The sequence below is a fragment of the Oleiphilus sp. HI0067 genome (assembly GCF_001635735.1).
The window spans coordinates 1-3998 of sequence record NZ_LWFI01000622.1 but is presented as its reverse complement, the minus strand read 5'-3'; the positions used below and the strand labels follow the sequence as shown (position 1 = coordinate 3998).

The following is a 3998-nucleotide window of genomic DNA, read 5'->3' as shown; positions in this document are numbered from 1 at the left end:
AGGCTTAAGTCATCGCCATCTACATCGGAAGCAAAGCCAAGAATATAATCAGGATCAATTTCTATTGAGTTGTCTTCATTAGTAGTCAATGTTCCTACGTTGCCTGCTTGAGGTGCATCGTTCACAGGAACAACTACGATATTCGCTTGGGCCGTATCACTCGCACCCTCAGAATCTAACACAACCACATCGAGGACAATGTCGCCATTGAAATTCTCATTCGGAATAAAACTAAAGGAGCCATCATCATTCGCACTCAACGTTCCATCTGATCCTGAGTAGCTCACACCTTGCANACNCACATCACCTTCAACGTCACTTGAATTCGCCAAAAGCTGTGCAGGTGTCAATGTAATTGTACCGTCCTCATTCATGCTGAAAGACGTATCCCCTGCAACTGGCGGGTCATTCACAGGAACAACTATAATATTCGCTTGGGCCGTATCGGTACCACCCTGACCATCAGACACGGTAAAGTCGACGGTGACATTACCATTGAAGTTCTCATTCGGTGCAAAGGTATATGTGTCATCTCCATTATCGGTGAAGATTCCATCCGTACCTGTGTATGCAACATCTGAGATACTCAGCGTATCACCATCAACATCCGACGCTCCCGCCAACAGATCCCCATCTGTAAGCGTGATCGTCCCGTCTTCGTTCATCTGGAAATTCTGATCCTGCGCGACCGGCAGATCATTCACTGGGTTCACTGTCAAATCGATATTGGCTGCGACTGTCGCTTCACCATCGAATACATCGAAACTAATATCGAGATCACCATTGAAGTTTGCAGCCGGTGTCAGCGTGAACGTCCCATCACCATTATCTGTAATCGTCAGTTCCGGATTGGCTGTCTGTAGATTCAACGCCGTGAGCGTATCACCATCCACATCACTCGCTTGCGCCAAGAGCTGTTCTTGGCTCAGTGTGATACTTCCATCCTCATCAATTGCATACGCCAAGTTACCTGAAACAGGGAAGTCATTCACAGGAACAACTACGATATTCGCTTGGGCCGTATCACTCGCACCCTCAGCATCTAACACAACCACATCGAGGACAATGTCACCATTGAAATTCTCATTCGGAATAAAACTAAAGGAGCCATCATCATTCTCACTCAGCGTTCCATCTGATCCTGAGTAGCTCACACCTTGCAGACTCACATCACCTTCAACGTCACTTGAATTCGCCAAAAGCTGTGCAGGTGTCAATGTAATTGTACCGTCCTCATTCATGCTGAAAGACGTATCCCCTGCAACTGGCGGGTCATTCACAGGAACAACTACAATATTCGCTTGAGCCGTATCGGTACCACCCTGACCATCAGACACGGTAAAGTCGACGGTGACATTACCATTGAAGTTCTCATTCGGTGCAAAGGTATATGTGTCATCTCCATTATCGGTGAAGATTCCATCCGTACCTGTGTATGTAACATCTGAGATACTCAGCGTATCGCCATCAACATCCGACGCTCCCGCCAACAGATCCCCATCTGTAAGCGTGATCGTCCCGTCTTCGTTCATCTGGAAATTCTGATCCTGCGCGACCGGCAGATCATTCACTGGGTTCACTGTCAAATCGATATTGGCTGCAACTGTCGCTTCACCATCGAATACATCGAAACTAATATCGAGATCACCATTGAAGTTTGCAGCCGGTGTCAGGGTGAACGTCCCATCACCATTATCTGTAATCGTCAGTTCCGGATTGGCTGTCTGTAGATTCAACGCCGTGAGCGTATCACCATCCACATCACTCGCTTGCGCCAAGAGCTGTTCTTGGCTCAGTGTGATACTTCCATCCTCATCAATTGCATACGCCAAGTTACCTGAAACAGGGAAGTCGTTCACAGGAACAACTACGATATTCGCTTGGGCCGTATCACTCGCACCCTCAGCATCTAACACAACCACATCGAGGACAATGTCACCATTGAAATTCTCATTCGGAATAAAACTAAAGGAGCCATCATCATTCTCACTCAGCGTTCCATCTGATCCTGAGTAGCTCACACCTTGCAGACTCACATCACCTTCAACGTCACTTGAATTCGCCAAAAGCTGTGCAGGTGTCAATGTAATTGTACCGTCCTCATTCATGCTGAAAGACGTATCCCCTGCAACTGGCGGGTCATTCACAGGAACAACTACAATATTCGCTTGGGCCGTATCGGTACCACCCTGACCATCAGACACGGTAAAGTCGACGGTGACATTACCATTGAAGTTCTCATTCGGTGCAAAGGTATATGTGTCATCTCCATTATCGGTGAAGATTCCATCCGTACCTGTGTATGTAACATCTGAGATACTCAGCGTATCACCATCAACATCCGATGCTCCCGTTAACAGATCCTCATCTGTAAGCGTGATCGTCCCGTCTTCGTTCATCTGGAAATTCTGATCCTGCGCGACCGGCAGATCATTCACTGGGTTCACTGTCAAATCGATATTGGCTGCGACTGTCGCTTCACCATCGAATATATCGAAACTAATATCGAGATCACCATTGAAGTTTGCAGCCGGTGTCAGCGTGAACGTCCCATCACCATTATCTGTAATCGTCAGTTCCGGATTGGCTGTCTGTAGATTCAACGCCGTGAGCGTATCACCATCCACATCACTCGCTTGCGCCAAGAGCTGTTCTTGGCTCAGTGTGATACTTCCATCCTCATCAATTGCATACGCCAAGTTACCTGAAACAGGGAAGTCGTTCACAGGAACAACTACGATATTCGCTTGGGCCGTATCTGTACCACCCTGACCATCAGACACGGTAAAGTCGACGGTGACATTACCATTGAAGTTCTCATTCGGTGCAAAGGTATATGTGTCATCTCCATTATCGGTGAAGATTCCATCCGTACCTGTGTATGCAACATCTGAGATACTCAGCGTATCACCATCAACATCCGACGCTCCCGCCAACAGATCCCCATCTGTAAGCGTGATCGTCCCGTCTTCGTTCATCTGGAAATTCTGATCCTGCGCGACCGGCAGATCATTCACTGGGTTCACTGTCAAATCGATATTGGCTGCGACTGTCGCTTCACCATCGAATATATCGAAACTAATATCGAGATCACCATTGAAGTTTGCAGCCGGTGTCAGCGTGAACGTCCCATCACCATTATCTGTAATCGTCAGTTCCGGATTGGCTGTCTGTAGATTCAACGCCGTGAGCGTATCACCATCCACATCACTCGCTTGCGCCAAGAGCTGCTCTTGGCTCAGTGTGATACTTCCATCCTCATCAATTGCATACGCCAAGTTACCTGAAACTGGCGGGTCATTCACAGGAACAACTACAATATTCGCTTGGGCCGTATCTGTACCACCCTGACCATCAGACACGGTAAAGTCGACGGTGACATTACCATTGAAGTTCTCATTCGGTGCAAAGGTATATGTGTCATCTCCATTATCGGTGAAGATTCCATCCGTACCTGTGTATGTAACATCTGAGATACTCAGCGTATCGCCATCAACATCCGATGCTCCCGTTAACAGATCCTCATCTGTAAGCGTGATCGTCCCGTCTTCGTTCATCTGGAAATTCTGATCCTGCGCGACCGGCAGATCATTCACTGGGTTCACTGTCAAATCGATATTGGCTGCAACTGTCGCTTCGCCATCGAAGACACCAAAACTAATATCAAATGCACCGTTGAGATCTGAATTTGGCGTTAATGTGAAGGATCCATCGGTATTAGCCGTAATCGACACATTTCCATCAATACTCTGCAAATTAACGGCAACAAGGTCATCGCCTTCAATATCGCTAGCTTGCACCAAGAGCTGTTCTTGGCTCAGTGTGATACTTTCATCTTCGTTAATAGCATAAGCCAAATCTCCGACCACAGGCGGATCATTAATGGGTAATACATCAATACTCGCCGTCGTAGTATCTGTTAGTTCGCCATCCGAGATTGTTACGCCAAGAAGAATCTCTCCATTAAAATTCTGATTTGGCGCAAAGGTAAAATATGG

At 47.2% G+C, this 3998-nt stretch carries 1 protein-coding gene; it reads right to left on the bottom strand.

Annotation, left to right across the window (positions count from 1 at the left end):
* A partial coding sequence (locus A3739_RS06935) for a tandem-95 repeat protein (RefSeq protein WP_156502429.1) occupies positions 1-3998 on the bottom strand: 3998 nt, incomplete at both ends.